General features: G+C 39.5%; 23 protein-coding genes. 10 read left to right on the top strand and 13 right to left on the bottom strand.

The window, feature by feature from the left end:
* The first annotated feature begins 4 nt into the window (after positions 1-4).
* On the top strand, positions 5-982 hold the full coding sequence (locus L990_RS10510; protein WP_047448641.1) for a chorismate synthase: 978 nt from the start codon (positions 5-7) through the stop codon (positions 980-982).
* A gap of 59 nt (positions 983-1,041) precedes the next feature.
* Here the strand turns inward: L990_RS10510 and L990_RS10505 are convergent, their stop codons facing one another.
* Together L990_RS10505 and L990_RS10500 are read right to left on the bottom strand one after the other, a co-directional pair.
* Entirely contained in the window at positions 1,042-1,863 is an 822-nt protein-coding gene (locus tag L990_RS10505; protein WP_081981674.1) for an FAD-binding oxidoreductase, read from the bottom strand.
* Positions 1,864-1,961: 98 nt separating this feature from the next.
* On the bottom strand, positions 1,962-2,561 hold the full coding sequence (locus tag L990_RS10500) for an HdeD family acid-resistance protein (protein ID WP_047448637.1): 600 nt from the start codon (positions 2,559-2,561) through the stop codon (positions 1,962-1,964).
* A gap of 145 nt (positions 2,562-2,706) precedes the next feature.
* Between L990_RS10500 and L990_RS10495 the strand changes: the two genes are divergently transcribed.
* Positions 2,707-3,303: a class I SAM-dependent DNA methyltransferase gene (locus L990_RS10495; protein ID WP_047448634.1), complete on the top strand. Its 597-nt coding sequence runs from the start codon at positions 2,707-2,709 to the stop codon at positions 3,301-3,303.
* A 2-nt stretch (positions 3,304-3,305) separates the two neighbouring features.
* Here L990_RS10495 and L990_RS10490 read toward each other — a convergent pair whose 3' ends face one another.
* A complete protein-coding gene (locus tag L990_RS10490; RefSeq protein WP_047448626.1) occupies positions 3,306-4,154 on the bottom strand; it encodes a LytR/AlgR family response regulator transcription factor in 849 nt (282 codons plus the stop codon).
* Positions 4,155-4,375: 221 nt separating this feature from the next.
* Between L990_RS10490 and L990_RS10485 the strand changes: the two genes are divergently transcribed.
* Positions 4,376-5,548: a DUF6051 family protein gene (locus L990_RS10485; RefSeq protein ID WP_047448624.1), complete on the top strand. Its 1,173-nt coding sequence runs from the start codon at positions 4,376-4,378 to the stop codon at positions 5,546-5,548.
* A gap of 62 nt (positions 5,549-5,610) precedes the next feature.
* Here L990_RS10485 and L990_RS10480 read toward each other — a convergent pair whose 3' ends face one another.
* Positions 5,611-7,200: a pseudouridine synthase gene (locus L990_RS10480; protein ID WP_047448621.1), complete on the bottom strand. Its 1,590-nt coding sequence runs from the start codon at positions 7,198-7,200 to the stop codon at positions 5,611-5,613.
* 219 nt (positions 7,201-7,419) lie between these two features.
* Here L990_RS10480 and glmM point away from each other — a divergent pair, with 219 nt between their 5' ends.
* From glmM to L990_RS10455, 5 genes are all read left to right on the top strand, one after another.
* On the top strand, positions 7,420-8,808 hold the full coding sequence (glmM, locus tag L990_RS10475) for a phosphoglucosamine mutase (protein WP_047448618.1): 1,389 nt from the start codon (positions 7,420-7,422) through the stop codon (positions 8,806-8,808).
* Between the two features lie 62 nt (positions 8,809-8,870).
* The gene (locus L990_RS10470; RefSeq protein ID WP_047448615.1) at positions 8,871-10,109 is read left to right on the top strand and encodes an efflux RND transporter periplasmic adaptor subunit; all 1,239 of its coding nucleotides are present in this window, start codon (positions 8,871-8,873) and stop codon (positions 10,107-10,109) included.
* Between the two features lie 3 nt (positions 10,110-10,112).
* Positions 10,113-11,594 (top strand): TolC family protein, encoded by a 1,482-nt coding sequence (locus L990_RS10465; RefSeq protein WP_047448613.1) that lies wholly within the window; start codon positions 10,113-10,115, stop codon positions 11,592-11,594.
* A gap of 125 nt (positions 11,595-11,719) precedes the next feature.
* A complete protein-coding gene (mdh, locus tag L990_RS10460; protein ID WP_410488766.1) occupies positions 11,720-12,661 on the top strand; it encodes a malate dehydrogenase in 942 nt (313 codons plus the stop codon).
* A 240-nt stretch (positions 12,662-12,901) separates the two neighbouring features.
* The gene (locus L990_RS10455) at positions 12,902-14,281 is read left to right on the top strand and encodes a Gfo/Idh/MocA family protein (protein ID WP_047448608.1); all 1,380 of its coding nucleotides are present in this window, start codon (positions 12,902-12,904) and stop codon (positions 14,279-14,281) included.
* Positions 14,282-14,329: 48 nt separating this feature from the next.
* Here L990_RS10455 and L990_RS10450 read toward each other — a convergent pair whose 3' ends face one another.
* The 6 genes from L990_RS10450 to L990_RS10425 form a co-directional block, all read right to left on the bottom strand.
* Positions 14,330-14,809, bottom strand: a complete 480-nt coding sequence (locus L990_RS10450) for a universal stress protein (protein ID WP_081981673.1) — start codon at positions 14,807-14,809, stop codon at positions 14,330-14,332.
* A 181-nt stretch (positions 14,810-14,990) separates the two neighbouring features.
* The gene (locus L990_RS10445; RefSeq protein ID WP_047448599.1) at positions 14,991-15,320 is read right to left on the bottom strand and encodes a hypothetical protein; all 330 of its coding nucleotides are present in this window, start codon (positions 15,318-15,320) and stop codon (positions 14,991-14,993) included.
* A gap of 13 nt (positions 15,321-15,333) precedes the next feature.
* Positions 15,334-15,924, bottom strand: coding sequence for a GIN domain-containing protein (locus L990_RS10440; RefSeq protein WP_156121499.1), 591 nt, complete (start codon positions 15,922-15,924; stop codon positions 15,334-15,336).
* Positions 15,925-15,964: 40 nt separating this feature from the next.
* Complete coding sequence (locus L990_RS10435; protein WP_047448594.1) at positions 15,965-16,351, bottom strand: GntR family transcriptional regulator; 387 nt, start codon at positions 16,349-16,351, stop codon at positions 15,965-15,967.
* 10 nt (positions 16,352-16,361) lie between these two features.
* Entirely contained in the window at positions 16,362-17,105 is a 744-nt protein-coding gene (locus L990_RS10430; RefSeq protein ID WP_047448591.1) for a hypothetical protein, read from the bottom strand.
* Positions 17,106-17,112: 7 nt separating this feature from the next.
* On the bottom strand, positions 17,113-17,949 hold the full coding sequence (locus L990_RS10425; protein WP_047448588.1) for an ATP-binding cassette domain-containing protein: 837 nt from the start codon (positions 17,947-17,949) through the stop codon (positions 17,113-17,115).
* Positions 17,950-18,251: 302 nt separating this feature from the next.
* Here L990_RS10425 and L990_RS10420 point away from each other — a divergent pair, with 302 nt between their 5' ends.
* Positions 18,252-20,354, top strand: a complete 2,103-nt coding sequence (locus L990_RS10420; RefSeq protein WP_047448584.1) for a M3 family metallopeptidase — start codon at positions 18,252-18,254, stop codon at positions 20,352-20,354.
* Positions 20,355-20,421: 67 nt separating this feature from the next.
* Here L990_RS10420 and L990_RS10415 read toward each other — a convergent pair whose 3' ends face one another.
* Both L990_RS10415 and L990_RS10410 read right to left on the bottom strand, forming a co-directional pair.
* The gene (locus L990_RS10415) at positions 20,422-21,324 is read right to left on the bottom strand and encodes a DMT family transporter (protein ID WP_047448875.1); all 903 of its coding nucleotides are present in this window, start codon (positions 21,322-21,324) and stop codon (positions 20,422-20,424) included.
* A 25-nt stretch (positions 21,325-21,349) separates the two neighbouring features.
* Entirely contained in the window at positions 21,350-22,321 is a 972-nt protein-coding gene (locus tag L990_RS10410) for a patatin-like phospholipase family protein (RefSeq protein ID WP_052180909.1), read from the bottom strand.
* Between the two features lie 239 nt (positions 22,322-22,560).
* Between L990_RS10410 and L990_RS10405 the strand changes: the two genes are divergently transcribed.
* A complete protein-coding gene (locus tag L990_RS10405) occupies positions 22,561-24,618 on the top strand; it encodes a M3 family metallopeptidase (protein ID WP_047448581.1) in 2,058 nt (685 codons plus the stop codon).
* A gap of 64 nt (positions 24,619-24,682) precedes the next feature.
* On the opposite strand, the gene L990_RS10400 is transcribed toward L990_RS10405, so the two are convergent.
* Positions 24,683-24,958, bottom strand: coding sequence for a hypothetical protein (locus L990_RS10400; RefSeq protein WP_047448578.1), 276 nt, complete (start codon positions 24,956-24,958; stop codon positions 24,683-24,685).
* Between the last annotated feature and the right edge of the window lie 194 nt (positions 24,959-25,152).

Below are 25,152 nucleotides of genomic sequence, written 5' to 3'. Positions count from 1 at the left end.
CAGAATGAACTCGTTTGGCCGTCTATTTAGAGTTACCATATTTGGGGAATCCCATGGAGCATCGGTCGGAATTAACATTGACGGATGTCCTGCTGGTTTATTGCTTTCCGAAAGTGATTTAATTCCCGATCTTGCCCGTCGAAAAAGCGGCGCAAAAGGAACAACCCCTCGCAACGAAGAAGACCTTCCCGAAATAATATCTGGCATTTTTAATGGACATACAACAGGGGCTCCCATAACAATCATTTTCCGAAATAAGAACACTATATCAAAAGATTACCAAAACCTTGTAACATCACCTCGGCCTGGTCATGCTGATTTTGTAGCACAAGAAAAGTTTAAGGGCTATCAGGATTACCGAGGTGGAGGACACTTCTCCGGAAGGCTAACTTTGGGCATCGTCGCTGCAGGTTCCGTTGCCAAAAAGATAATTGACCAGGTAAAAATCAACGCGCAGCTCACTTCTGTGGAAGGACGAACTGATATTGATCGCGCCATAGACGAAGCCGTTGCCACAAAAGATTCAATAGGTGGCATTGTAGAATGCCGTGCAACAGGAATACCCATTGGGTGGGGTGAACCATTTTTTGATTCAATAGAGTCCTGCATTGCCCATATTGTTTTTGCCATTCCTGCCACTAAAGGAATTGAATTTGGTTCTGGCTTTAGCTCCTCCGCCATGCGAGGTAGTGAGCACAACGACACCATCATTGCCGCTGATGGCAAAACAAATTCAAATCATGCAGGAGGTATAAATGGAGGCATTAGCAATGGAAATGAATTAGTATTTCGAGTTGCGATCAAGCCCACCTCCAGTATTGGTGTTCCTCAACAAACGCTCAATAGAGAAAGTGGAAGTGTTGAAGAGTTAGTTATAAATGGAAGGCATGACGCGTGCATCGCTTTACGTGTACCGGTAGTTGTTGAAGCAGCTACAGCAATTGCCCTTGCCGATTTTTCATTGATTAATAAGAATTCGTAGTGCAATTACAAATAAAAATAGGCTAACCATATGGTTAGCCTATTTTTATTTGCTAAAAACTAAAAAAATATTTCGGCATAAATATCATTGTTCCCAATTCCTTGAGAACGAAGAATCGCATGTACATCATCAATCATAAGGTTATTTCCGCAAAGATAACAAAGCGTACCTCGTTCTACCGGATTAGCCTTTAGATAGTCGGTCACCCGCCCATGAAAAACACCTTTCTTATCACGCGAAGTACAGCTGACATACCGATCTGAAGGATATTCCTCTTTTTCGTACTGATCTTCTCCGTTCCTAATGCCATGAAGCAATACGTAATCTAATTCTGGATAACTTTTTATAAAGCTATGAAATGGAGATATTCCAGTTCCGGATGCTATAAATAAGAATTTCTTAGCTGCAACATCAGCTGGCTTAATTCTAAAATGTCCCCAAGGACCTTCGACCAATACTTTATCACCAGGTTTTAATCGATGCAAAGCTGTTGAAACCATTCCGTTATCTACCTCTTTTATCAAAAAATCAATAGTATTGCTTTGCTCTCCACTATAAATCGAATAATGCCTCGACTGAATATCTCCTGGAACATTTAAGGCTACATACTGTCCACTTCTAAATGTCCTACCCTTTTTTTCCAACCTAAGAATATAAGTTGCATTAGGTAGCTCATCAACACTAACAACCGCATGAAGCTGTTCAATCTCTTCCATCTTAATTTTCTCAATTAGGGGTATTTGCTGGCTAACTTCCATCGCTGATATCTGCGTACTAAAAAGTAAATAATTGTTTTTCCCTTTCTTCTTCGATTTACATCCGCATCCTGAATTTTCTCCAGCTTTAGATGACGAATTCGATTTGCAGGCACATTTTCCCATACTTCTCCGTCTTTTTTCTGGCGGATAAACGCAGATCTAAGAGAAATGTTTGCTGACTTTTTATTTTAGCTGATTAGCAAAGTATTTAACATCATACCCTACAACGCATTAGTAACCTTATTTACCAGTTTTTGTGGAAGTTCATGCAGCTTACGAAGGTGAAGAGCCCCACCAATTTGTATGAGCCCAAATAAAATATACGCCCACGATGTCAAAATAGCCAATCCAAACATCCCAACGGCAGGATAGACTATTACCTGCAAAGCGATAACCCCTATTAATGATGATATCAAAAGCATCCACCACCACAATTTTACACCATATTCCTTTAAATCAATCGCCAGACTCATCCCATTTGACGATTTAAGAATAAGCCAAAGTCCCACAAAAAAAGGAAGCTGCTCTACGGAGAATAAAGGGTTCCAAATAAGTATCGAACCGAAAAATATATCAATAAAAGCACTCGAAAGATACCATCCCCATCCATGCAGCTCCTTTCTGTTCGTAACCGTATAGAATAGCTGGCTAAACCCAACAATAAGGCAGATGATAGAAATAAGCATTGTTAACGAAAAAAAACTTTCATCGGGAATTTGAATAATTCCAATACCAACACCAATAAGTAGCAGTCCATTTAAGAGTTGAACCCACCAATATCTAATTGCTTTGGTCAGCTGTTTTTTAGGTAAAATTCTCATAACATGGGATTTTAAATAAAACAAAAAGCGTTTACTTCTTTCTCTTACACTATTTAACAATGGTTTTTATCAATAAGTTCTTTAATCCCTCCTTTTTAAGAAAGGAACGACTATTTTGCACCGAAAATCACAATAAATTAAACCTATGAACTCTTTCGACAGCAAAGCTCAAGGATGGGATTCTCCTGAAAAACAAAAAATGGCCACTCGCATTGCCAATGCCATTGCTTTAGAAATCGACTTTACCCAAATCAAAACTCTCTTAGATTATGGAGCAGGAACAGGGTTGGTGGGACTGCATTTTGCCGATAAGGTAGAACACTTAACTTTCATGGACACCTCAGAAGGAATGCTTAACGTATTATCAGATAAAATAAAAGACTACTCAATAGAAGCAAATGTGTTAAATATAGACTTGTCAAAAGACTTAAACTATGATCAGAAATTCGACGCGATAGTCACGTCAATGGCGTTACATCATATTTCAGACACACTTGCCATCCTCTCCAGATTTTCAAAATTGTTAAATCCTAACGGGAAGCTTATTATTGTTGATTTAGAAGAGGAAGATGGTTCGTTTCACGGAAATTGCTTTGACGGACATAACGGTTTTAATGTTGAGAAACTATCCTCCCTATGCCAGAAAGCGCAACTTAATGTAAGCAACACGAACACTATTTTAAAAATAAAGAAGAACGATCGTAGCTACCCGCTATTTATGCTAGTTGCTCAAAAGTATTAAAGTTACTGGCAGTATTTTGAAAAAGTTTGCATAACACTATCCACGTAACTTTTGCTTACAGGAATATCTAGCGTTGAAGGCAAATCCAACTCCAACTTTAAACCATCCTTATCTTTCCTTATAATCTTAACCTTTTCGAAATTGACCATATACGAACGATGACAGCGAAGAATTTCGCTATTAACAAATGTTTCTTCGAGTTTTTTTAGCGAATTACGAAGCATGAACTTTGAAATTTTCTCCTTGTTGTAGTAATGAATATTCACATAGTTGTCTGCAGCCTCAATAAAAATAAGATTATCAATCTTAAGAGATAAACGCAAGATGCCTTTTTCATCATAAAAGGCAACCATCTTGGATGGATCAAAAATAGGCTCCCCTTGAGTTAGAGCATTCAGTTTGTCATTTTTCTCTTTCCACGAAAAATATAGCCAAAGAACTGAATAAGGTAAAAGAATGATCAAGGCAGTATTCTGTACTGATATTTTAAGTACATGAAGCAATTCTCTCTTATCATGGAGAATTAGCATTTCGTACAAAGTATAGAAAATGGCCATCGACAGAATTTCTGCTAGTATCCAAATTAAATACTGCCACAACAGAAGTATTTTAAACTTACTTATTTGATACATAACCACCCGGCTAATTACAACTACCATAACTCCCGTTAGAATAATTAGGCTGGAGTAAAAAAACAGCTGCCATCTGGTTACATTATACCATGTCTCGACACCAAATGGAGAGTAGATATTTATAAAAACAAGGGCAAATCCGGCTGTAAAGAAAATAAGCCTTACAATATTTCCCTTATTAGTGATATACTTTGGAATCGGGCTCTGAAGGTCTAGCATACTAGTCGCTCTTTTTCTGATTTAACAAATGTAATTCTTATATGGAATATTTACAAAATGCGGTAGAGGTTTCCTTTTTCACCTCCATTTTTCACCCCACATATTCATTTTTCACCCCTAAAGCAGACTTTTAACCCCACTAAGCCTTAGAATAACCCTTAAAATTGGCAAGCATCTCATTTCAATGTTTATTTGCAAGCAACAAACTACAAGGCAGAATCATGGGATACACAGGTGCTTTCGAAAAATTCAAAAAATACGATCTGTTTGTTGATAGACATATCGACTTAGAGGAGTCTTTTTTGAAAATTCGCACCCTAAATTTTCAATCAAACAAAGTGATGGACTTTAAGCCTCCTTATCACCCATCAATTATTCCAACATCTTCAAATGAAGAAGCAGCATTAGCAGACAAGGAGGAAATAAACAGCAACTTTACCTATCCAATTTTTCTCCCATATGGAGAAAAAAAATACAATCGGGTAATTGTACTACTTCATGGACTTAATGAACGCAGCTGGCAAAAATATATGACTTGGGCAGCAGAATTGGCGCAATCTACCCAAAGTGCTGTAATCCTCTTCCCAATATCATACCACATGAATAGAGCTCCCAAACAGTGGGGTGATCCACGAGAAATGCTGCCACTCTTAAGAGATAGCAAAAGCCAATGCGAAGGCTTAAAGAATTCATCATTTGCTAATGTGGCACTAAGTGAAAGGTTAAAGTATGAACCCTTAAGATTTTTTAGTTCAGGATACCAAAGTGCCGATGACTTAACGATGCTAATTCGATTACTCAATCAAGGTAAAATACCTTTTGTAAGAGAAACTCCTCTAATCGACTTTTTTGCCTATTCGATAGGTGCATTTTTATCTCAGATTTTATTCATTGCCAATCCTAGTGGAGTAATATCCAACTCTCGCCTTTTCATGTTTGGAGGAGGTGCCTTTTTTAACTCGATGAACGGCGTATCTAAATTGATAATGGATGAACAAGCATTCACAAAAATATTCAGATACTACAACGATGATTTCGAAAAGGAGGCGCAGAGAGACACCATTTTAGGGAAATTCCTGCAAGAAAACTCGCTAGCCATGGCCTTCAGGTCAATGCTGAACATTGATCGTCTCAAAGATTTTAGAAACGATATGCTAGCAATGCTTAAAGATCAAATATATGCGATTGCTCCGTTAAAAGATTCTGTAATACCACCAACTGGTATCTCATCCTTTTTTAGAAGCATTAGTAGTAAAAATATTGAGATGGTGGATTTTGCATATCCCTACTCGCACGAACAACCGTTTCCAATTAATGGGAAACCAGCACTGAGTGCAGCAGTTGATGGAGGCTTCAATCATGTCTTCAAACGGGCTGCAAACTTTCTGGCATAACCCAAAAAGAAGAGAGAATGGTGGGAACCATCCTCTCTTTTTAGTTTTTATCGTATCTCCTACTATTCGTAAGATCCCATCTTAAGCATACCAACCTCACGTTGGGTTAGGAAACGCCACTTACCACGAGGAACACTCTTTTTGGTTAACCCAGCAAAATAAACTCTATCAAGTTTAATCACCTTATAGCCAATCGCATCAAACATGCGTCGAATGATTCTATTTTTACCGGAATGGATTTCAACACCGACTTGAGATTTATCGCTACCGTCAACATAGCTTATTGCATCTGCATAAGATACACCATCATCTAGGTCGATACCCGTCGCAATTCTTTCCATATCATCTTCTGTAATCCTCTTATCTAGGAAAACATGGTAAATTTTCTTTTTGCTATAGGTTGGATGGGTTAACATTTTAGTCAACTCACCATCATTAGTAAGTAAAAGAACTCCTGTAGTCGACTTGTCTAAACGTCCTACTGGATATACGCGCTCGCTACAAGCCCCCTTGATAAGCTCCATTACCGTTTTTTCGGCATGAGGATCATCTACAGAGGTAACATAGCCCTTAGGCTTGTTCAGCAACAGGTAAACCTTCTTCTCCCCTTTAATTACTTCTCCGTTAAAGCGAACCTCATCCCCCATCTTAATTTTAGTACCAAGAGTGGTTATGATCTCTCCATTCACGGTAATTTCTCCCGCGAGGATATGGTTGTCAGCTTCACGACGTGAGCAAACGCCAGAGTTTGCTACATATTTATTTAAGCGAATTTCTTGTTCTGGATCGAAAGGTTCCTCCACATATTGAGGTTTTGGACCTAAGCCCGCACCAACTTTAGGTCGCATTTCATCTCCTCTATTTTTTCGAGGACGAAGTGTTCTGCTTCCATCATTACGATCATCACGACTCCCAAAACTCTTTCTCTTATCGAAAGGAGAGTAAAAATTTCCTCTATCTCCACCTCTATCATCACGATTGAAGCTGCGCTCGCGATTGAAACCTCCACGATCGCCTCCTCTATCGTCACGGTTGAAGCTGCGTTCACGGTTAAAACCACCTCGGTCTCCGCCTCTATCGTCACGATTAAAGCTGCGCTCACGGTTGAAACCGCCACGATCTCCACCTCTATCGTCACGATTAAAACTGCGCTCACGGTTAAAACCGCCACGGTCGCTGCCTCTATCATCACGGTTAAAACCTCCTCTATCTCCACCTCTTTCGTCTCGATTGAAGCTGCGCTCACGGTTAAAGCCACCACGATCTCCGCCTCTGTCGTCACGGTTAAAGTTACGCTCGCGGTTGAAGCCACCTCTGTCTCCACCTCGATCGTCGCGGTTGAAGCTGCGCTCGCGGTTAAAACCACCTCGGTCTCCGCCTCTATCGTCACGGTTAAAGCTACGCTCGCGGTTAAAGCCACCACGATCATCTCTGTTAAAGTTGCGCTCGCGATTATAACCACCTCGATCGTCGCGGTTGTTACTCCTCTCGCTGTTGCCGCTAAAATCACCGCCCCTTATAAACTCCCCTCTATTGGGGTCGGATATGGTTCTTTTGGGTCTTTCTGGTCGTCCTGAAGACTCACCCGATTCGTTGTCGAAGCTTCTTCGCGTAGACTGTTCGGGATTTTCGTTGAAAAAATCGTTTTCCATGTTGGTAGCGAATTATTAGTTTTTGCGTACTCGCATTCTCTGCGAATTCATTGAAACAAAAATATGATTTTTTAAATGGGAAAGCACATATTTAATGCCAAAATCTTTAATATTAAGAAACGTTAAGGTGCGAATGTTCTTTAGTGCTTCGTGCCGAGTTTGTTATATTTACGACTTGAAACACCTTAACCGCTATCTCATAAAAAAAGAAGGAATAAAATGGCATTAATCAAGTCTATTTCAGGAATAAGAGGAACCATTGGAGGGTCTGCAGGTGAAGGCTTAAGCCCTATAGATATCGTAAAATTCACCGCAGCCTACGCCCAGTGGTTAAAAGAAACAAACAGCAGCTTAAAGCACAAGGTAGTTGTTGGACGAGATGCCCGTATCTCGGGAGAAATGGTACAAAAATTAGTAGTCGGCACCCTTATGGGATATGGCGTTAATGTTATTGATGCGGGGCTCGCAACAACTCCAACTGTAGAAGTTGCTGTAACCATGGAAAATGCTGATGGAGGCATTATCCTTACAGCAAGCCATAATCCTAAACAATGGAATGCACTAAAATTATTAAATAGCAAGGGCGAATTTCTCTCTGATGCAGACGGGAAGCGTATTCTTACCATTGCAGAAACAGATGCATATTCTTTTGTAAATGTTGACGACTTAGGCAAGGTTGTCGGAGAAGCATCATACAACCAAAAGCATATCGATATGGTATTATCGCTGAAAAGCGTTGATGTAAAAGCCGTAAAAGATGCAAAACTCAAGGTGGTTGTAGATGCAGTCAACTCTGTTGGAGGCGTTGTAATCCCAGACTTACTAGAACAAATGGGCGTTGAAGTTGTAAAGCTCTACTGCGAACCAAATGGTCTTTTCCCTCATAATCCCGAACCTCTACCTGAACATCTGGTAGATATTGCAAATCTTGTTGTTCAAGAAAAGGCGCATCTAGGGATTGTTGTAGACCCCGACGTAGACCGTCTTGCTTTTGTTTGCGAAGATGGTTCAATGTTCGGAGAGGAATACACGCTTGTTGCTGTTGCAGACTACCTGCTCTCGCAATCAAAAGGCAACGTTGTTTCAAACCTATCATCGTCTCGTGCCCTGAAGGATATTGCAATTAAACATGGTGTTGAATATTATGCATCTGCCGTAGGTGAAGTTAACGTTGTTGCAAAGATGAAAGAGGTTGGTGCTGTAATTGGAGGAGAAGGTAACGGGGGCGTTATTTACCCTGAAATCCACTACGGTCGCGATGCGTTAGTCGGTGTTGCCATCTTTCTAACCCACCTAGCCCATAGCAAAAAAACATGCCTAGAAATGCGTAATTCATATCCGAACTACTTCATTTCTAAAAATAAGATAGAACTCACACCCGCAATTAATGTAGATCAGGTATTGGAAAAGGTTAAAGCAAAATATGCAGACAACCAGATCAACGATATTGACGGTGTTCGTATCGATATTGAAAACAAATGGGTGCATTTACGAAAATCAAACACCGAACCTATTATAAGAATTTACTCCGAAGCACCTACATCTGCAGAAGCAGAAGCTTTTGCAGGTCAAATTATCGCTGACATTCGATCTATTTGTAATCTTTAGAATAAAGGGAGGCACCAATACGCCTCCCCATTTCAACCGCAACCAACTAAACCCAACTTGTAGTGAAGAAGAGCAACATAATTGTAGGATCTATTATATTACTGATAATTTCGGCTGCCCTTTTAGCAATCCTTAATCCCGCTATTTTAGGGAAAGCGCATTCGGAATTCGTAAAAGTTGAACGAGGAGATTTGGACGTCGCTGTTACGGCAGAAGGAGAAATTATTCCTAAAGGAGTGATAAGGATAAACGCATCCCCAATATTTAGAACTAAAGCCAACCTATTAGCTCAAATCAAAATAAAATCAATAGTCCCAGAAGGAACTATTGTTCGAGCAGGTCAAGAAATAGCCCAGCTCGACCAAGATGCTATAGTGCAAGCTGTTCAGGCTGCCACCTTAGAAGCACAATCATTAAAAGACCAAGCGATTAAGGCCACAGCAGACACAGCAACTCTGCTCCGAGATGTCAGATACGGATTATCAACACTAAAAATCAATATGGAGATTAGCCAAATTAACATGGAGCAATCTCTTTACGATCCACCCGCAGCACAACGCAAAACAAAATTAGAGTACGAAAAATCTAAAATAGCCTACGAACAAGCATACCAAAACTATCTTCAGCGCAAAACGCAAGCTGACGCAAACATAGTTTCGCTACAGCAACGAGCAGAAGCGGCCTTAAAAAAACAAGCAGAAATACATAAATTACTTAATGCCACAACTGTAAGGGCTCCTAAATCTGGTATTATCTCTCACTACACCGATTTATCAGGAAATAAAAGAGCTGAAGGTGCGCTACTATCTCCTCAAGACTTAACCGTTGCTGTAATGCCTGACATGTCTACACTTGTATCACAATGCCGTTTAAGCGAAGATGACTTAGCCAAAGTAAGACCAAATCAGGAAGCAAAAGTTCGTGTCAAAATATTGGATGGCAAATCATTTGAAGGTAAAGTATCCGAGATTTCTTCAATCCCATCAATGGTAAACGGAATTAAGTACTACTCACTAAACATAAAACTAATACCGTATGCTGCAGAGTTAAAACCTCTGATGACAACCCTAAATGACATCAAAATAAGTAACGCAAAAAATGTCCTTTTCATCCCTAAAACAGCTGTAATAGAACAGAATGGAAAACATTTCGTGTACACAAAAGATCTGAAAAAGCAAGAAGTTTTGGTGGGAGGCTCCAACAGCGAATCCATATCCATTTTAAAAGGTTTGGCAATCGATGAAATTGTTTACGCAAGCATTCCTTCTAACAAAAGTAAATTCAAACAGATCAACCTATAGCAAATGAGAAAAAAGGTGGTAGCAGCGCTGCTATTTATTGCGTGCACAGGGAATGTGATAGGACAAAATGTCGTTGATGGGGCATTTGTCTATGATCTGGATGGTTATATTACGGCAGCTTTAGAGCGTTCTAATGAAATCAAAAATGCCAAAAGTCGCTATTTATCAGCTTATTGGGATTACAGAAGTTATAAGGCAAGTTTTCTGCCATCGTTAAATCTTAGGGCTACTTTACCTGAATTCAAAAATACCATCGACCCCTATCAAGATGGAGGAAGTGTTAAATACAGCCCAACAAACTATATTACAGAAAACCTAACGCTGTCGATAGACCAACAGGTAGGTTTTACAGGAGGAAAATTTTCACTTGAATCCAACATTCAACGAAGAGATGACTTCCTTGCCAAAACAACAACCTATAAATCATTACCAATTGCAGTCGCTTACTCTCAAAATTTATTTGGCATAAATTGGCTTAAATGGCAAAAACAAATAGACCCTATCAGGTACGAAGAAGCACGTAGAAATTATTTGTTTCAAAAAGAGAGTGTAATTCTTTCAGCAATCAGCTACTTCTTTGACCTTGCAATTGCACAACAGAACCTTCAGATAGCCAAAACAAATCTAAACAATGCAGATACGCTTTACAAAATCTCGCAGGGAAGATATCGTTTAGGGTCTATTTCCGAAAGCGATCTAATGCAAATGGAGTTAACCAAACTCAATGCCGAATCAGCACTTAGTCAACGACTTTTAGATCTAGAAGATAGGCAAAACAAGTTTCGATCCTACTTGGGAATCAATGAAAAAAAAGACATAAAACTTATAGTGCCATCCAAGATTCCCAACATGGTGCTGTCGTATGACAAGGTGCTAGAACAAGCTAGGCTGAACAATCCAGACATAGTAAGATTCAATCGCCAGATATTAGAAGCAGAACGATGGTTAGAAGAAAATAAAAAACAAACAGGCTTTTCTGCCTCTCTTAATGCTAAAATAGGATTTAACCAGAACTCCTTTGAATTTGTCGATTCCTACAAAGGACTTAAACCTTCCCAAACGGCCTCCATCACGATATCTATGCCAATTCTAGATTGGGGAAACCGTAGAGGAAAAATTAAAATGGCAGAAAGTAACCTAGATCTAGTAAAAGGGCAGGTAGAGCAAAGTGAAATAGATTTTGAGCAAAACATCTACTTCCGGGTAATGCGCTTCAACATGATGGGACAGAAATACCAAATTGCATCTAAAGCGGATACAATTGCCCAAATGCGCTACAAGGTTACAATGAATAGGTTTATTGCAGGAAAGATCTCAGTGCTAGATTTAAATACTGCTCTGAATGAAAAGGACAACGCCAACAGCAACTTCGTATACACAATGAAAGACTTCTGGTGGTTCTACTACGAACTCCGAAGAGTAGCCCTATACGACTTTGAGAAAGGCTCAAAGCTAGAAACAGACTACGACAGCTTAATACGTTAAAACATGCTGTGGAACAACAAAATTAGCGAATAACATAAGCAATAGAGTTATATATTTGATCGTCGTTAACTTGGCGTAGAATTGCGACTCCAAAGAAAAAAAGGGTTTTAATTAATAATATCAATATCATGAAAATTACAGTTGTAGGTGCAGGAAATGTGGGCGCAACTTGTGCTCACGAAATTGCACGCAAGGATCTTTGCAACGAAGTTGTGCTTGTGGATGTACGCGAAGGTGTTGCTCAAGGAAAAGCACTAGATATGTGGCAAACAGCTCCAATCCAAGGCTTCAGCACAAGGGTTGTTGGTGTAGGTCCTGACGGATATGATAAAACAGCAGGCTCAGAGGTTGTTGTTATTACAGCTGGACTTCCTCGCAAACCAGGCATGAGCCGTGACGATCTTATTTCAACTAATGCTAAGATCGTTAAGGAAGTTACTGAGAATATTATCAAATACTCTCCTGACGCAAAAATTATCGTTGTATCAAATCCCCTTGATGTGATGACTTATGCAGCTTTTCTTGCTGCAAAGATTCCTTCAAACCGAGTATTTGGGATGGCAGGAATTCTAGACACTGCCAGATACAAAGCATTCATTGCTGATGAGTTAGGAGTATCTCCAATCGGTATTGAAGCTCTTTTACTTGGAGGACACGGCGATACAATGGTTCCACTACCTAGCTATACATCTGTTAGCGGTATCCCTGTACGTCAACTAATTGCAGAAGATCGCCTTCAGGCAATCATTAAGCGCACTCAAAATGGAGGAGGCGAAATTGTAGCTCTTCAAGGAACCTCTGCTTGGTATGCTCCAGGAACTGCTGCTGCTCAAATGGTAGAAGCCATCGTTCGCGATACAAAATCAGTTTACCCTGTATGCGCTATGCTAAACGGCGAATACGGGATGAAGGACATCGCTCTTGGAGTACCTGTTGTTCTTGGTAAGAACGGAATTGAGAAGATTATCGACCTAAAGCTGACTGAAGAAGAGCAAGTTCTTCTTGAAACCAGCGCGAAGGCCGTAAAAAACGTGATGACCGTTCTTGATGACATGAAAATGTTCTAGTAATACAATAAATAAAAAAAGGCCGTTTCTAAGAAACGGCCTTTTTTTATTACAGTTCAATTAAAGAAACACAAGCCAGCCTCTTTAACTACCAGTTGGATTGCAAAATGCAACGCATTGCACAACTTAGGCATCATCGTTACAATTAAGGGCATTTTGTGTAAAATACCAGTTGATAACCATTTGTGAAAACCTATTTTTACATTGACTATTTATCAATCTACTTAAATCACTATGGTCATGTTTAAATACTTAAAACCGTTTTTAGTAGGATTGCTTGTACTAACGCTAGGAATAAACGCTGGCGCTCAAAAACAGGCTACACCAAAGATCCCTCTCGCAGTACCAACCCCTCCACGTCCAGCGGGACAACAAGATGTTATAGAATTGCGATGTCCGCCTATTGCCAATGTCCGCATAGCAATAATTGGCTTAGGAAACAGAGGCATTGGAGCTGTGGAACGATTATCCTTCATTAATACAGCAACTATTGTAGCTCTTTGCGACGTTAACCCAGAGTATGTAACAAGGGCTCAAGACGAACTTAAAAAAATGGGTAAACCTGCAGCTGAATCCTATACAGGTGCAACCGATTGGAGAAAAATTTGTGAGCGCAATGACATTGATCTTGTTTATGTTTGCACACACTGGGATTTACACGCCCCTATTGCCATTTACGCAATGGAAAAAGGGAAGCATGCCGCCATCGAAGTTCCTGCAGCATTAACAATGGAAGATTGCTGGAAACTTGTTAATACAGCCGAAAAAACTCGCCGCCACTGCATGATGCTCGAAAATTGCAACTACGACTTTTTTGAAATGGCCACTCTTAATATGGCTCAAAAAGGATTATTTGGCGAGATTATTCACGCAGAAGGAGCCTACATCCACGATCTTCGTTCTCTGAATTTTGACGACAAGTACTACTGGAATCACTGGAGGCTAAAGCATAATGCAGAAGAGATCGGAAATCTTTATCCAACTCACGGACTTGGCCCAATTGCTCATGCAATGAATATTCACCGTGGAGATAGAATGGAGTCTTTAGTGTGTATGTCTACCGATCAGTTTGGAATGACCGAATATGCAAAAGAAAAATTCGGAGCAAATTCCCCAGAAGCCAAAGCAGTATATAAGCATGGAGATATGAACACCACCATCATCAAAACGGCCAAAGGAAAAACGATGATGATTCAACATGACGTTACAAGTCCTCGCCCATACAGCCGTCACCATTTGCTAAGCGGAACTAAGGGATTTGCGCAAAAGTATCCATCTCAAATTCTAGCATTTGAACCTAATGCGCACACTGCATTAAGCGATTCAGATCGAGCAAAAATGCTAAAAGAGTACGAGCACCCCATCGTTACCGAAATTGGAGAGAAAGCAAAGCAAGTGGGAGGCCATGGCGGAATGGATTTCATTATGGACTACCGCTTAATCTACTGCCTAAATAATGGGCTACCTCTAGATCAAGACGTATACGATGCTGCAGAATGGTCGTGCCTCGTTCCTTTAACTAAACTTTCTATCAAAAATGGGAGTTCGGCTGTAAAAATACCAGACTTTACTCGTGGAGCTTGGAAGAAGGTAAATACAGTCACCTACTTTAAAAAATAGCATTTAAAATTTGCCATAATAGAAAGGTCACCCAATGGTGACCTTTTTTTATCCTTTTGTTGGAACTATAAACAGCGGCAGTTTGGTCTTTCTCATAACCTTTTCAGTAACGCTACCCATCAAAATTTTATCAAGCCACCTGCGGCTATGCGACCCCATGATGATGATGTCGGCATGAATTTCACCTGCAATTGAAAGAATAGTATCTGCCGTTTCTCCGTCAGCAACAACAACTTGAATTGACTCATCTCCAAGCAGAGCCTTTGTCTTATCAAGATATTTTTGAGTCTCGCTCATTAACTCATCTCTAGTAATAGTTGGAGTTATAGTTCCCCCTCCCATATCTCCAAATCCTAAAATTGGAGAATTTCCAGTAGAACTATAGTATTCATAGGTAGAAACAACATGAACTAGAAATACTTCTGCTTTCATTTCTTTGGCAAAAGCATATCCCACCTCCGCAACCTTTTGAGCTGTAGAATCGTAATCAATGCTAATTAGCACTCTCTTCATCTTAAGGGTCATCATAACTGGCAGATTTTTGATGGTTTAGAAAATGTCTTTATGTATATTAAGTACGATTAATTTAAAAATAAGTTCATTTTTAAAAGTTAAAAGGCAAGTTTAATTACGGAACTAGCAAATATGCTGATATAAAAAAGCGGGTTTCTCTATCTTGAAAACCCGCTAACACTTATTTTTTCAATTACTACTTGTCCAAAACCAATAAATCTCCGCCAATTTCCACCAAATAGTGTACAGCCGCTGATAAATCAGAAGTAGGAAGAGCAATTTCATCAAACGCAGCTGAATTTGCGACTATTTCTGGTAATGACATAATTTGAGTTTTCACTGAAACATACCCGCTTTTCATCTCACTAATAAATGCTCCGTTTACATCTTGTGTACCTGCGGCATCTCCGAATAAAGGCCGATAATTAGTAAGCATCAAACTAGCACAAACAACAAACATTAGACCACTAAATACGGTTCCTACCAGTATAATTTTATCCTGTAGGGTAGTTGCAATCACTTTCATAAGCCTTGGTTATTTAATCAGCCAAAGAGACATTTGCATTTCCTTTCACGGACATGTTCAGCTTGCTGTTTGGAGAAATGCCATACAATCTAGCATTACCATTCATATGAATACTCCATGCAGCAACTTTTACATTATCTTTAACATCCATCGACGCGTTATCGTCTGCCAAGAAGTCCATTTCTTTTATATTACTTTTATCAAGCGAGATATTCGCATTCCCCAATGCTTTAATTCTAAGAAAATCCGAAGCAAAATCAGACAAATAGCACTCTGCACTATTGGCTTCAACCTCGGTTAACTTAGGCATATAAACTATCACTAATGCATTACTATTCTTCATCATAGATGATATCGTTAAAGAGCTATCGTTCACATTCACGACAACAGAATCTTTATAAGTTCTTTCTACCCAAACTTTTGTTGAAGAATTGGATGATTGCCGAATATGCACATTTAAAGAATTCTCACCTTTCACCTCCATTTTATTGCACCACGGAAGATTATACGCGTACATCTGCGAATGGTCTCCTTTTATCATTTCTCCTCGTTCCTTGTAAACGTCAAAACGCTTAGAAATATTATGTGCAGAGATAATTGTCACTACCAAAGATATGATAACAAAAAATCCAATTAATATGCTGCTAGTTTTCATTTGATGCATTTATTAAGGTTAACTTATAATCATTGTACATAGCCTCCAGCTCTCCAAAGTTGATGTCGAGCTGAAATATGCTTTTAAAAAATACAGGAAGCGACTGGTTTATGAATTCCTCCTTCATGTAATTTCGAACCTTCAGAACTGCATCTTCAGATACAAAATAGCCGATTCCCCGTTTATTATAAATAATCCCCCTAGTTTGGAGAAATTCATACGCCCTCATTGCTGTATTGGGATTAACCTCCAAATTAACCGCCAACTCCCTAATGGAGAGAATCTTTTCGTTAGCCTTCCATGTTTCCATCAGGATATTGTCGCACATGTAATCGGCAATTTGAAGGTATATCGCGCTTTTATCGTTAAATTCCATGTCTTTAATTTTAAAGTTGCTTTTCGGTCAATCGGAAATACGCAACAGTCCAGAAAAACAGAGGTAGAAGCCAGAATATGACATTGCCATAAGCCCCCCCTATAACATCAATTGGACCAGCTCCCATATTGACGTTTACACCTCCATTTAACATCTTAATCTGAGGACTCAACATTAAAACGCCAACCAATCCAAGAAGAGCATAAAAGCCAACAACAACAATAACTGTCTTTAATAGGCTACGCTTACGAAACCATATAGAACCAAGCATAAACACCGACTGAACAACCAACATTGGACGAACAAAACCTGTAATTTCTGCGCTTTCTATCCGCATTACAGACTCCATTGCCACCAATCCAGTTCCGTTCAGAACAATATAAAACAAGCCATCAACCATTAAAAAAACGACAACGTAGACTAAAGGAAATAGGACTGAGGTAAACAGTATGGCAACAAGCAACTTTTCGAACTGAGATGCTGGTGTCGATAAATAAAACAAACCTTTCACTCTGCTTTTCATTTCACTAAACGCCCTATCTGCGTAAATAACACCCAAAATAGCAAGCCCTATAGAGAATATCATGATCTGGGACTTGCCTGAAATACTCCCAGAGGTAGCTGCTAAACCTAAGAATATTGTAAATACGGCAGCCAATCCCAATAGCTCAAATATGATAGAAGATTGACTATCAATCAACCTCTTGCGAAGCAATAGGCCAAATCTATTTATATCAAAAAAATTATTTTTCATTGTAGCGCTATTTGTTAGTGAATACTTTTTGAATTAGACTCTTCTGTGCAAGAACTGAGTTAAATAAAATTTCCATATCCAGCTTACTTGATTCGCCATTTTCATTATAGAAAACGCCTGTAAACCCTTTAAGCGAAGGCTCGCCATAAATTGCCTTAGGAGCCAATTCTAAAGGAACGGTTTTAAATACTAGCTTATCCGTAATCGCATCAACTGGCTGGCTTAAGGCAATTTCTCCGTCATCCAAAATAATTACAGAATCAATCAAGTTATCCAAATCGCGAACCTGATGCGTTGAGATTATAACACAGCGATCTTCTGTTGCCACAGAAGCCACAATCTTTCGAAACTGGCTTTTGGAAGGAATATCGAGCCCGTTAGTTGGTTCATCTAGAATAAGAATCGAACAGTTGGTTGCTAAACCAAAAGCTATAATTGCCTTCTTTTTTTGGCCAAAAGAAAGGCTAGTCAACTTCTCATCAAACCCAATTTCGAATTCCTTTATGTAGCTCAAAAAATTACCTAAATCGAAATGGGGATAAAAGGGTGAATTTGACCTTACAAAATCACGAACTTTAAGATCGCTAACATAAATATCCTCAGGAATATAAAAAATATCATCTAAGAAGTTAGGTTCACGTTTCTGGGGTGTAAACCCGACAATCTTGCAATCCCCCTTTAAAGGAAACAGCATTCCCCCAATCAGCTTAAGCAAGGTTGTTTTGCCGGCACCATTCTTTCCTAGCAAGCCATATATATGCCCAGCTTCTAAATTCAAGCAAAGATCCTTAAAAAGCAACCTTTTCTTGCTGTATCTAAATTGCAAATTTGAAATATCAATCATTAGTTAATGTTTTAGTGTTCTACATTACTAGTACACTGCAAATATAAAACACCTTTTTGTGAAAAAGCAAATTTTCTGCTGTTTTTTTCTTCTTTCCGAAGCAAAAACTATCAAAATCGTTCTTTTTGAAAAGAAAACCACAAGTTTTTAAGGCAAAAACTATCAAACTATAAGAATGAGCATGCAGTTCGCTTAAGAACTGTTGGCTTTATTGCATTATCGGCCACTTTTTACTTTTTTTACAGAGACTGCGAGTCCAGACTCGTACATGGTTGACTAAACGAATTTTAACTGAACACACCGTGAAAAGACTGATCTTTATGGCTGCAAGCACCGCAATGCTTCTAGCTGGATTTGAGGGCAGTGCCCAAAACAATCCTTTTTTCAGCGAGTTTAAAACTCCCCACCAGGTCCCCGACTTTCAAAACATAAAGTTGGACCATTACCTACCCGCATACCTGGAAGCGATCAAACAGCATGATGCCGAAATTGCAGCAATTGCAAACAACAAGGCTCGTCCGACATTCGAAAACACAATTGTGGCTTTAGACAATAGCGGAGAAATGCTGGGCAGAGTTTCTTCTGTATTTGGAAATATTCTTGGCACTGATGGCGATAAAGCCATGCGCGATCTTGCAAAACAAATCACACCTCTTACATCCAAGCACTACGACGACGTAAACTTCAACGAAAAGCTATTTGCTCGAGTAAAAGAAGTTTACAACAATAAATCAATTACAAAGAAGCTGACTACAGAGCAAAAAATGCTCTTAGACAAGACCTTCAAAGGTTTTGTTCGATCTGGAGCTGGGCTACCTGCCGACAAAATTGAAAGACTTCGCCAAATCAACGGAGAACTTTCGATGCTATCGCTCAAGTTTGGAGATAACAACCTTGCTGAAACCAACAACTTTAGATTAATTCTTGAAAACAAGAATGATTTAGCAGGACTACCTCAAAGTGTTGTAAATGCAGCTGCAGTTGAGGCTAAAAAAGCTGGACAAGAAGGAAAATGGATCTTCACCCTTCAAAAGCCAAGCATGATTCCTTTCCTTCAATATTCGCAAAAGCGCGAACTTCGTGAACGCTTATACAACGGATACCTAAACCGTGGGAATAACTACAACGAAAACGACAACAAAGAGGTTATCAAACAAATTCTATCGCTCTCGAAGGAGCGCTCTAACATTCTTGGCTTTGAAACCACTGCCGACTATATTCTTGACGATAGAATGGCTAAAAATGCTTCGAATGTTTATAAACTTCTAGATCAAGTGCTAACACCTGCCCTCAAAGTTGCCAAAAAGGAACTTGCAGACATGCAAGAACTAGCAAAATCTGAAGGGATGAATGAACCATTACAATCATGGGACTGGTGGTACTATGCCGAAAAAGTTCGCAAAGCAAAATACGATCTCGATGAAGAGCAACTTCGTCCATACTTTAAATTGGAGAATGTACGTGAAGGAATCTTCTATGTTGCCAACAAGCTCTACGGACTTGAATTCAAAAAAATCAACAATATTCCAGTACCCAACAAAGAGTTAACAGATGCCTTCGAAGTAACAGAAAAAGGCAAGCACATTGGAATTCTTTATATGGACTACCATCCTCGTGCTACCAAACGAGTTGGAGCTTGGTGTACCAGCTTCCGTCGCCAATCTAATGTTGATGGCAAGTTTGTAACGCCCGTTGTTTCTATTGTTACCAACTTCTCGGCACCAACCGCAGAAGCACCAGCCCTACTTAATGCAGATGAAGTTGAAACCTTCTTCCACGAGTTTGGACATGCCCTACACAACCTACTATCGAACGTACACTACAAAGGCATTGCAGCAACCCAAGTTCCACGAGATTTTGTAGAGCTACCTTCACAAATTAACGAACACTGGGCATTTCAACCTGAAGTTCTTAAAGTTTATGCAAAGCACTACAAAACAGGCGAAGTTATTCCAACAGAACTTGTTGAAAAACTTGAAAAGAGCGGCAAGTTTAACCAAGGATTTGCAACAGTTGAATATACAGCAGCAGCACGCCTTGATCTTGACTACTATACCCAAAAAGATTTCAGTGAATTAGACATCAACAGTTTTGAAAAAAAATCGCTTAACTCTATGGGTATTATTCCGCAAATAGCTCCACGCTATAGAACCACCTACTTCTCTCACATTTGGGGAGGTGGCTATTCTGCAGGCTATTACAGCTACATGTGGGCTGAAGTTTTAGACGCTGATGCATTTGACGCATTTGCCCAAAAAGGGATTTTTGATCCTGCAACGGCAAAGTCGTTCCGCGACAATGTTCTATCAAAAGGAGGTTCTGACGATGCAATGATCATGTACAAGCGATTCCGCGGTGCTGAACCTAGTATCCAACCACTTCTGAAAAATAGAGGCCTAAATTAGCCTGTAAATTATAAGATAAAGAGGCCTGTTAAACTAGTTTTAACAGGCCTCTTTTTATAAACGAGACTCATTTTCTTCTACCTAATCTTTGCTCCAAATCCTTAGCAACAATAATCAATGTCACCGCCATCAAAATCAGCAACATCCCCGAAAACACATTAAAAGTAAAAGCCTCCCCAAAAACAACAACACCAACAAGCACTGCAGTTAATGGCTCCATTGCACCCAATATCGACGTCATTGTCGAACCTATGTTTTTTATGGAGTAAACTAAGGATAAGTTGGAGACTACCGTGGGAACTAAAGAGAGCATAAATATGTTAAAATAAGAAACACCACCTTCTACCAATTGCAAATTACCTCTAACTAATGAATTGCATAAAAACAAAAAAGATCCAATGAGCAGTATATAAAAAGTAAGCTTATTTCCGCTCATATCTTTACCCCCCATCTTATTAACCCCAACAATATAAAAAGCATAGGTAACTACAGATACAAGCACTATGACTAGACCTTTAATACTCATAGCTAAACCATCCTCTCCCCAACTAAGCAACGCAACTCCCAAAAACGCCAATACAATAGCAGAAGCAGTCCGCAAAGAGCCTTTTTCGTTAAAAAAAACCAGCATTAAAATAGTTACAAGGATAGGATATAAGTAGTGAATCGTAGTTGCTACTCCGCTAGATATATAAAGATAACTCCAGAATAGGAATAGAGCAGTTCCAGAGTAGAGTATTGCCAGAAAAATTAAAGGAAACAGCTCTGAAAAACAAATTTTAAAATTTTCCTTTCGACAAACCATTAATCCCCCAAGTAACATTGCAGAAATGGAGAACCGATAGAAAAGAATACTATCAAAATTTAGCCCCACCCGCATTAAGGGAAGCGTAAACAAGGGTATTAACCCAAACGCTGCCGAAGAAACAACCCCTAAAAAGAAACCCTCAAACCAACTCTTTCTTTGCATGTAGCAAAGATAGCCCATTAATCACTTAGTTCCCCTCCAAAATATCAGGATGTTCCTTTACAAATTTTTCGAGAGCATGCTTCGCAGCATTATAACCAATCCAATACATTTCTTCTCCATGTTTAGTGTCAAAAATATTGAAGTTAATTAATTCGAGAGGCTGGATGAATAAGTCTGCCGCGTCCTTATCTCTCAGCGTATTTGCCCGTATCATCAGCTTAAACACGCGCTCCCATTCACTCCCAACTATCTTATTCTGCGCCGAAAAATCCTCGATAGGATTCACATCGACAGCAATAACGTACTTACAGGCCTTGCGAATTGGTAAAACTGGAAGATTTTGCATAACCCCTCCATCCACAAAGTCATACCCATCAATATTAACAGGACGAAAAAGCATAGGAACGGCACTTGAAGCCACCACAGGACGTATCAACTCCCCTTTCGTAAAATAAATATTTTGACCGCTCGCCATCTTCGTAGCATTCACAACCAACGGAATTTTCAGCTCTTCGAATGTCCTAACAGGAATATTGGCCTCCAAAATTCTAGCCAAGTTGTGAATTTTCAGAAAGATATATCGATCTTGCTTATTTGGAGAATCTTCGACAGTATCCTTAGATCCAAAAATTCGGAATCTAGGCACCTGTATAAAGCGAATACGACGAAATGCATCTAGCATTTGGTTAGGAGCAACTCCAGAAGCATATAATGCACCAGCAATAGAGCCTGCACTTGTTCCGGCAATTATCTGAGGCTTAATACCTAGCTCATCCATAGCACGAAGAACACCTGCGTGCGCAAAACCGCGTCCTCCACCTCCGCTCAATGCTATACCAACTTTATAAATTGGTTCAGAATAATTAAAAGGAAACCCTGTTGAATCAGCCACCAGAACAACCTCTCTTGCCTCCAATTTTTTCTTTTTCATATCCTTCTGTGTTGCGCACGACACAATAAAGATAGAGCAGAAAAGCACTAAACCTACCTTATTCATTTTGTATATTTTAATTAAAATTTTCACCCCAAAGGCTCTTTATCCTTTCAATATTTCACGATCAATAAAAATAATATGATTACTTGGAATTAAAATACTGTTTTATAGCTACAATATACTATAAAAACATTTTTTTTCATAAGTTTACCTATTCCGTTTACAACAGACGTAAACAAACACAAGCTACTCATTAATACTGATTTCACGTGAAAAAACTAACAATTTTAGCACTATCAGCTATGGTTATTTTAGGATCTTGTACTAAAAAGCAAGCAGATAACCCCTTACTAGGGGCTTTTACCACCCCATTTGAAGTTCCTCCTTTCGATAAGATTAAGACGGAACACTACCTCCCTGCTTTCGAAGAAGCCATCAAACAGCATGACTCCGAAATTAAGGCCATTGCAGAAAGCAAAGATGCGCCTACTTTCGAAAACACCATTGTTGCTCTTGACACAAGCGGTGCTATGCTTTCTAGAGTCGCAATGGTATTCTTTAACCTTAAAGAGGTTATATCAGATACTGCAATGCAAAATGTGGCGGCAAAGGTTGCCCCAATGCTTTCCAAGCACACTGATGACATCACCTTTAACAAAGATCTTTACAAGCGTGTTAAAGCCGTATACGACAAGCGCGATTCGCTAAAATTAGACGTCGAGCAAAAGCGTCTTGTAGAGCTATTTTACAAGGATTTTGACAGAGCTGGCGGAGGATTAGACGACCAAAAACAGGCTCAACTACGCAAAATCAACGAAGAGCTGTCTAAATTAAGCGTAAAATTCTCTGAAAACTGGCTTGCAGAAAATAGCGCCTTTAAGCTGATTCTCGATAAAAAAGAAGATCTAGCAGGCCTCCCTCAAGGTGTTATTGATGGTGCCGCTACAACCGCAAAAGAAATGAAAATGGACGGCAAATGGGTATTTACTCTCGACCGCTCTAGCTTCACTCCTTTCCTTCAATACTCTAGCCGTCGTGACCTAAGAGAAAAACTCTACACCGCCTACTTAAACAGAGGCAACAACAATAACGCCAACGATAATAAGGCTGTCATTAAAGACATTCTTAAGTATAGCTTAGAGCGCTCGAACTTACTTGGATACAAAACTACGGCAGACTACATTTTGGATATGAACATGGCAAAAAATCCGGCAAATGTAGATAAGCTACTAAAAAGCCTTTGGACTCCAGCCCTAAACATGGCTAAAAAGGAGCTGACAGACATGCAAGTTCTTGCAGCTAAAGATGGTATAAAAGATTTCCAATCTTGGGATTGGCATTACTATGCAGAAAAAGTACGCAAGGCAAAATATGATCTTGACGAGGAGCAAATCCGTCCTTACTTCAGTTTAGAAAATGCTGTAAACGGAATCTTCTACTGCGCTAATAAGTTATACGGGCTAGAATTTAAGAAAGTAGACAATCTTCCTGTTTACCACAAAGATGTAACAACCTACGAAGTTTCCGAAAAAGGAAAGCACGTAGGGATTCTATACATGGAGTTCTTCCCTCGCGACAACAAGAAAGGCGGAGCTTGGTGTACTTCGTTCCGTCCACAAACAAACATCAATGGCAAGTTTGTTACGCCAGTTGTTTCTATTGCCTGCAACTTCAGCAAGCCAACCGGAGATAAGCCCGCACTTTTATCTATGGATGAAACGAGCACCCTTTTCCACGAATTCGGACATGCTCTTAACGCGCTGCTAGCAAATACACATTACAACAAAACAGGAGGTGCAATCCCAACTGATTTCGTTGAGCTTCCCTCTCAAATAAATGAACACTGGGCCTTCGAACCTGAAGTTCTAAAAGTATATGCAAAGCATTATAAAACTGGAGAGGTTATTCCTGCCGACCTAGTTGCTAAAATGGATAAGAGTAGTAAATTCAACCAAGGGTTTGCTACAACAGAATATCTATCAGCTTCGCTTCTTGACCAAGCCTACTACAACCTTGCAAATGTTGCAAACCTTGACATCAACAAGTTCGAAAAAGAAACACTTGGAAAACTTGGGTTGATTCCTCAAATTGCACCTCGCTACAGAACAACCTACTTCTCTCATATCTGGGGTGGTGGCTACTCTGCTGGCTACTACAGCTACATTTGGGCTGAAGTACTTGATGCTGATGGATTCGAACTATTCAAAGAAAAAGGAATTTTCGATCCAGCCACCGCTAAGTCATTCCGTGAGAATGTGCTTTCGATGGGTGCCGCAGACGACGCAATGACAATGTATAAGCGCTTCCGTGGTGCTGAGCCCAGCATCGAACCTTTACTAAAAAATAGAGGACTCAAATAGATAGTTCTAAATAATGAAAGAGCGGTACAAATGTGCCGCTCTTTCTATTTTCTAAAATTTGGATCTACTGACACCTGTGAATTGAGGTAACATGAGGTTGTCCCTGAAGAGGCTGGTATATTGTCACAATAGCTCCTTCATTTAATGAATTAGGATATACCCCCTTTGAATTACAGAAAAATCGATAGTTTGTTCCACTTACAAGCTGTGTAGAAACAGCCAAAGGTGTATAATCAACACCCTCCAAGCCTTTAGTTGCTTGAGAAAAAACATTCAGCTGTTCTGTTGTCATTTTGTTGGTATAAGCCGTAAATGTACCAACCATTACGTTTGTTTCCATTTATAACTTTTTTTAGTTAAACATTTATTTAATAATGCATAACAGTAACGATCAGATTAAAATTAGAGAAACTACAATCCACCTAAATAAGATCTTCATCACCGTTAATGGAAAATAAACGTACGCTTCGTAAAAAAAGTTGAATTTCAGCCAGCATTTAACACTAGCCATCAATTAATAGCACACTTCACTAC

Source organism: Alistipes sp. ZOR0009 (assembly GCF_000798815.1).
Lineage (GTDB): Bacteria > Bacteroidota > Bacteroidia > Bacteroidales > ZOR0009 > Acetobacteroides.
Note: the sequence above shows the minus strand (reverse complement) of the source record. Positions and strands in the feature narration are given on the sequence as shown.